Origin of the sequence: uncultured Methanobrevibacter sp. (assembly GCF_902774605.1) — an archaeon.
In the GTDB taxonomy this organism is placed as follows: domain Archaea; phylum Methanobacteriota; class Methanobacteria; order Methanobacteriales; family Methanobacteriaceae; genus Methanocatella.
In genome coordinates this window covers 1-5,757 of the sequence record NZ_CACYJE010000080.1, presented here as the reverse complement: position 1 = coordinate 5,757, position 5,757 = coordinate 1, and the positions used below count along the sequence as shown (strand labels likewise).

The 5,757-nt window shown below is 43.7% G+C and carries 6 protein-coding genes; 1 reads left to right on the top strand and 5 read right to left on the bottom strand.

Annotated elements, in window-relative coordinates; translation table 11 throughout:
* From QZU77_RS10240 to QZU77_RS10225, 4 genes are all read right to left on the bottom strand, one after another.
* The coding region (locus tag QZU77_RS10240; RefSeq protein WP_295603781.1) for a DEAD/DEAH box helicase family protein at nucleotides 1-1,017 on the bottom strand (1,017 nt) is incomplete at its 3' end.
* 56 nt (nucleotides 1,018-1,073) lie between these two features.
* Nucleotides 1,074-2,150 (bottom strand): zinc ribbon domain-containing protein, encoded by a 1,077-nt coding sequence (locus QZU77_RS10235; RefSeq protein WP_295603778.1) that lies wholly within the window; start codon nucleotides 2,148-2,150, stop codon nucleotides 1,074-1,076.
* Entirely contained in the window at nucleotides 2,140-3,603 is a 1,464-nt protein-coding gene (locus tag QZU77_RS10230; RefSeq protein ID WP_295603775.1) for an AAA family ATPase, read from the bottom strand. The genes QZU77_RS10235 and QZU77_RS10230 overlap by 11 nt, the downstream gene beginning before the upstream one ends.
* Nucleotides 3,604-3,644: 41 nt before the next feature.
* Nucleotides 3,645-4,574 carry a hypothetical protein gene (locus tag QZU77_RS10225; protein WP_295603773.1) on the bottom strand — a complete coding sequence of 310 codons (930 nt, stop codon included), beginning with the start codon at nucleotides 4,572-4,574 and terminating at the stop codon, nucleotides 3,645-3,647.
* 165 nt (nucleotides 4,575-4,739) lie between these two features.
* On the opposite strand from QZU77_RS10225, the gene QZU77_RS10875 reads away from it, so the two are divergent.
* Nucleotides 4,740-5,015: a helix-turn-helix domain-containing protein gene (locus QZU77_RS10875; RefSeq protein WP_366208877.1), complete on the top strand. Its 276-nt coding sequence runs from the start codon at nucleotides 4,740-4,742 to the stop codon at nucleotides 5,013-5,015.
* Here the strand turns inward: QZU77_RS10875 and QZU77_RS10215 are convergent.
* The coding region (locus QZU77_RS10215) for a hypothetical protein (RefSeq protein WP_295603769.1) at nucleotides 5,016-5,757 on the bottom strand (742 nt) is incomplete at its 5' end.

Here is a 5,757-nt window from a genome sequence, read left to right as displayed (position 1 = left end):
TATCGCATATATGTCACCGGAGGGTATTCCAAGCCATTTTGCGAAGAGCTCATAGTCAAGTATAGTGGCGCTCATGAAAAGGCACACGTCACAATACTCGAACAATGTATTCACAGCGTAATTGTCCACCTTGACCGGCTTGAACTCCAATACATCATACTCCTCATCATAATCGATAATCCAGCTTTCCGGGTCATAAGTGATGTTTTCAGTAAAGCGATTGCAGTCATTGATCTTGCGCCTGAGGGCTGAAATCTTTTCAAGCAACCCTGGCTTTTCAATGTTTTCTATCTTGGCCAATTCCTTGATGTATGATGATTTGATGTCCTCAATGAAGGCCAGCCAGTCAGCATATGATACATTGTTCAAGTCCTCGATTACATCATCACTCAAATCGTATTTGATGTACTCCTTAAGGTCCTTTTTTGAAAACTCAAGCTTCAATTGGCTCATGAGCATTGATTCCAGGTTATGGGCCTCATCGCATATCATGAGGCTTCGCCTTGTGAAATCCTCAACATAGTTAAGCTCCAGGAACATGTAATGGTAATTGGCTATGACATTGCGTGAATTCAATGCCTCGTACTTCTGCCGGTAATATGGGCATGTTGGCGGGTTCTCGTTCTTGATGGAGTATTCGCAGTCCGCTCCCTCCACAATGCATTTTCCCTCATCGCAGGACTGGTGAACGTTATCCTTGAGGTAGTTCTTGCACTGGAAGTTGGACCTGCCCTTCACCAGCTTGAAGTTTGGGAAGTCCTTCAGGTACTGGTCCTGCAGTTGCTTGGTGATGGTGAGTATGTATGATGAATCAGCCATGTCGGCTAGGCTGGCAGCTATTGCTGACTTGCCGGTTCCCGTACCGGCCTCCAAAACAATGTACTTATACCCCTTAGCTATGGCATCGATTATTTCGGAAATGGTTTCCAACTGTCCCCTGCGGGGCGTGGTGAATGGGAAATGCTTCCGTGATTCGGGGTTGATGCCCTTATAGTTACTGTACTGCCAATCCAACATTGCCTTAATTTATTTGATTAATAGTATAATATGCTTTTTGCAAGAGCGTCTGATGACTATTCATAGTCCTTGACTGACTTGACAAGGTCGGACATTTCATCAAAGAGATTATGGATATCCTCGTCATTATCATCGCTCATGTTGATTACAAGCTCGTTTGTCAAGTCATCCAGCTTTGCGGAAATGTTTTCAAGCACTTTAATCCTGGTTTTAATCTCGTTTTCAATTTTCGCTGAGTGTTCACTGGCCAGGTCAATCATTGTCAGTGCTGATTCGCATTGCTTTTTGAACAATTCATTGGACTTGTCAACAACGCCTATGAAACGAGTGTGTGTCAATTGAGGTGGCTCAAAGCGTTTCTCAATCAGTTCACGGGCATGCTTGTCCTTCAGGGCATACTCCTCGCGCAGCTCATTGATGTGATTTTTGTAACCCTCATACTCAGGAATGACGCTCTCATCCTTGACTTCAGGCTTTGGAGGTGCAGGTTCTGTTTTAGGCAGCTCCTTTTTCTTTTTAGGCAAGGTCTTTTTAGTGTTTACCGGATATGGATTGGTCAGCTTATGGATACCGCTTCCTATGATGAATGCGATTATCTCAAAGACTCCTCCGAAAAGCAGTATTGCAAAGAAGCTAGGCGGGTTCAATGTGGACCCCCATGCCGCAAAGAGTATGAACAGTATATGGCATATTATCTTGGTTTTGGACAGTACGTACTCTCCGGTTTTCTTGTTCTGCCAGAACAGGAAGAAATGGCTCAGGTCAACCAGGACGCCATTGTCACTGTATTCCAATTGAACCTTGGATGGGTGTGAAATGATCTTGTGTATGATGTAGCCGATTAAAAAGATGATTATTGATATTATCAGTGAAAGGAACACCACTCCGAACACGTTGCCCATTATTGACACTGTCGAGAGTATCAGGAATATGATTATGGATAGTATTTTGGATTTCGCAAGCATGTAATAGCCGTCATACTCCCAGTACAGGAGACTGTGAACAATTGACGGCTTGGATTGCCTTGCCTTGACCACTTCTGTTCCTATAAACTCGCTGCTTCCGCAGTTCTGACAGTACTTAATGTTCTCATCCATTATTTTTCCGCATTTGGCGCATGTTTTAGTCTTCATCTTCATCAACCAGGAAATCCTCATAGGTAAGTGTGTTCAACTCTTCATCAGTAATCTCTTCTTGCGGCGCCAGGCGATTCGCCTGTGCTGTTAAAACCTCCTCGAATAGGTTTCTCACTGCACGGCCGTTGGCGAAATTGGAGGGCTTGTTGTCAACCAGGCTGTCGAAGTATTTTGTCAGGTAATCCTTTCCGGATTCATCAACATCCAGGTTGGCTTCACCGGCCATGAGCATGAAAATCTCGTACAGCTCACCGGCATCATAGTCCTTGAAGTGCAGGAACTTGTTGAAGCGTGACTCAAGGCCGGGGTTTGAATGCAGGAACTGATCCATCAGTTCTGTGTAGCCCGCCACAATCACTATAAGGTCATCACGATTATCCTCCATCGCCTTGAGCAGAGTGTTGATGGCCTCCTGACCGTAATCGTTCTCGCTTTGGGAGGCTAGACTGTATGCCTCATCAATGAACAGTATCCCACCCATTGCTTGGCCTATGACTTCACGGGTTTTGATTGCGGTCTGGCCGACATATCCCCCGACCAGTCCTGACCGGTCGGTTTCTATCAGGTGCCCCTTGCTCAGGACTCCAATCTCATGATATATCTTTGCCAGCAAGCGTGCCACAGTGGTCTTTCCGGTGCCGGGGTTTCCGCTGAACACCATGTGAAGGCTCATTGGAGGCTGCTTTATACCCCTTGACTGCCTGATCTTTCTAATCTGCACTAGGTTTATAAGTGAGTTAACATCCTTCTTGACGTTTCCCAAACCGATGAGACTGTTCAATTCATCCAGGTAATCCTCTAAAGTCTTTTTTGAAACCTCCTCCTCATCATCTGGGGTTTCATCCAGTGTCCTTATCCTTGTTGGTGTCAGGTCATCCTCGCTGAGGTCAATGTTTTGACTGAGATAGTTCAGGTAAGCGTTGCACTGGTCAAGCACATCACCGTTAAGCTCATTGTCCACGGTTATGAAGAACTTGGCGAACAATTTATAGCATTCAAAAAGGTCCCTGGTGGTGTTTACACGGTGCATGTCATATGATTTTGCAAAGCCGTCAAGCTCTCCCAGGCATTTGAATGACAATGGAACATCCTCGTCAAGCTTCAAATCAGTGAGCTGTAAAAGATCATTCCTGTCATAGCTGGAGTTCAGCAATGTGTTTATGAACTCCAATTCATTGTCCGTGATGACATCATCCCCCAATCCAAGATAGGCGAACCACTTGAAAAGGTCATCATAAATCATGCTTTCCAATGACACATCCAAATCGCTCATTGAATCGCAGAGGGGCTTGAAGATATTCAAGGTGTTGACTACGAACATTAAGTCGCTCAGCTGACTGTTGAGGTATGTCATGTCAGTCTTGCTGACACTGCCATTGCATGATGAGCATATGGTTTGGGAACTGTCAAGTATTTTTCCGCAATTGCTGCAAACTGTCCATTCAATCATTATATAATATTATTGCATTCATCAGGTAATATAACTTGTGATTACAATATGAACGCATAATCCGCAGCATTTTTAAAACTAGGATTATCATATGTCAATCCAAGATATGCCTGAAGCAGGTACTCCCTTGAAATCAGATAGTCATCGAGGCCCGGATTGATGATTATTCCATCCATGTCGCTAAGCAAAATGAATTCAATCAAATCGTCTAGAAGAGTCACCTGATAGTAATGGTTCATCCCATCCCCATCATCAAGGCTTTGCCTGATTGCATCAGTGCCGGTGAACACCACTCCAAAGTCATTGTCCTCATCGCCTGTAGCGCAGATTGAGAAATCCCCGGCATCGCTTCTTGAAATCACATTGCCCCGGGCATATCCGGTGAGGTCCTCATTGCTGACGACAAGGTTTAGGAGTGTTGATTTGGACAATTCAAGCATCAATTCCTCGAAACTGTCATTGTCGCTTCTCATGAACTCAATCAATGAGTCGTTATTGATGGATTTGGATATCTCATATAATTCTTCACCACCGTACCCCTTGAAATCATCCTTGTTTTCGATTTTAGTGTTGAGGGGCAATTCCAGAAGCAGGTCCCTTTCAAGGAAAAATTCGCTGCTTGCAGGGTTAAGGATGACGCCTTCCAGGCCATATTCCCTAACCAGGTCAATGTAGAATCCTATGTCATTGGCCACTGGGCCGTACTCGGTGCCGCTTGGATAGTAAGCCTGGAATTCCTCGCTGTCAGTGAATAGGGCTATTACATTCATATCATCATCCTCGCTTGCAAGAACTTCAAAATCCAAATCATCACCATTGATGATTCCAGGTATCATGAGTGTTGATACGTTCAGTTCATTCACGAAATCTATGATGACATCCCCGGGAATCTCTCCGTCATCGCCGAGGTGCTTTTCTATTTCATGTAATCGTGTTTTCAAGTAATTGTTTGTTGCATATGTTTCAATCATATAAATCCCTTTTCTTAATTTTGATTTAAAATCCTATAAATAATTTAATTGCATTCAGTATATAAAAGTTGTTAATAAAAATGTATAAGTGTAAAACATCAATTAACAATAACTTAATAATCCCATAAACAAGAATGTCTTTTAAGTTAAATAAAGATTAACAATATGGAAGGAAAACTTACAGAAGACGAAATATGGGATTTGATAGGTTTCATCAAGGTATCCCAGACAAGATACAATACACTAAGAGCGCTAGAAACAGACTTCCTAATGCCAACCGAAATATCCCGAAGAACCGGCATAAGAACCACGCAAGTCTCCAATGCACTCCATGACCTCAAGGAGAGGAATCTTGTCGAGTGCAAGAACGAGCATGTTCGAAAGGGCAGGATATACCAGATCACCGAAGATGGATTAACCATACTTAAAAAACTTAAATAATCAACCCATTTCGAACAGGTGGAATATTGCACCGTTCAATCGTGAATCATTGCACACTTTTTCTAACGCTCCAGAGTACTCAAGCAGCGTCTCCCGGCTCAATATGATATTGTCCATGCGGGGGTTTATGATGATTCCATCCATATCGTCATTCAGGATGAAATTCACCATAAGGGAAACGTTAACGATCTGCGAGTACTTGTTGAATTCCGTTTCTATGACATCCATCTTGTCCGTGGAGGTGTATAGCGTTGCGTACTGGCCGCCAACCTCATCCAGGTAAAGGAATCCCAGGGGTCCCGTTTCAAGCATGTTGGCAACGCCATCCTCCATATGCTCTGACAGGTCATTTTCCGAAAGCATCAGCGTCAGCATTGTGGATGTGGAAATCAGGGCGAAGAGTTCCTCATACTTGCCGATGTTTGATGGGTCATTCAGGAATTCCTCCAATTCATGATTGTCCAGATTGTCATATAGTTCCTTGAGCTCAGCGGACGAGTATGCGTCTTCATCAATGTAGCTGTGTTCGGGCAGTTCCTTGATTTCCTCGAAGAGTTCCTTTTTAAGGATGAAGCATTCGCTTTCCGGATTGATTAAGAACCCGTCAAGCAATCCCATTTCAATGATTTTCTGATAGAGTTCGAAATCATACTCATGGGATTCGCACTGCTCATCGCTGAATGATTTCCTGAACTCATCCATGTCAGTGAAGAGCAGCCCATACTCATTGCCCTCGTTTTCA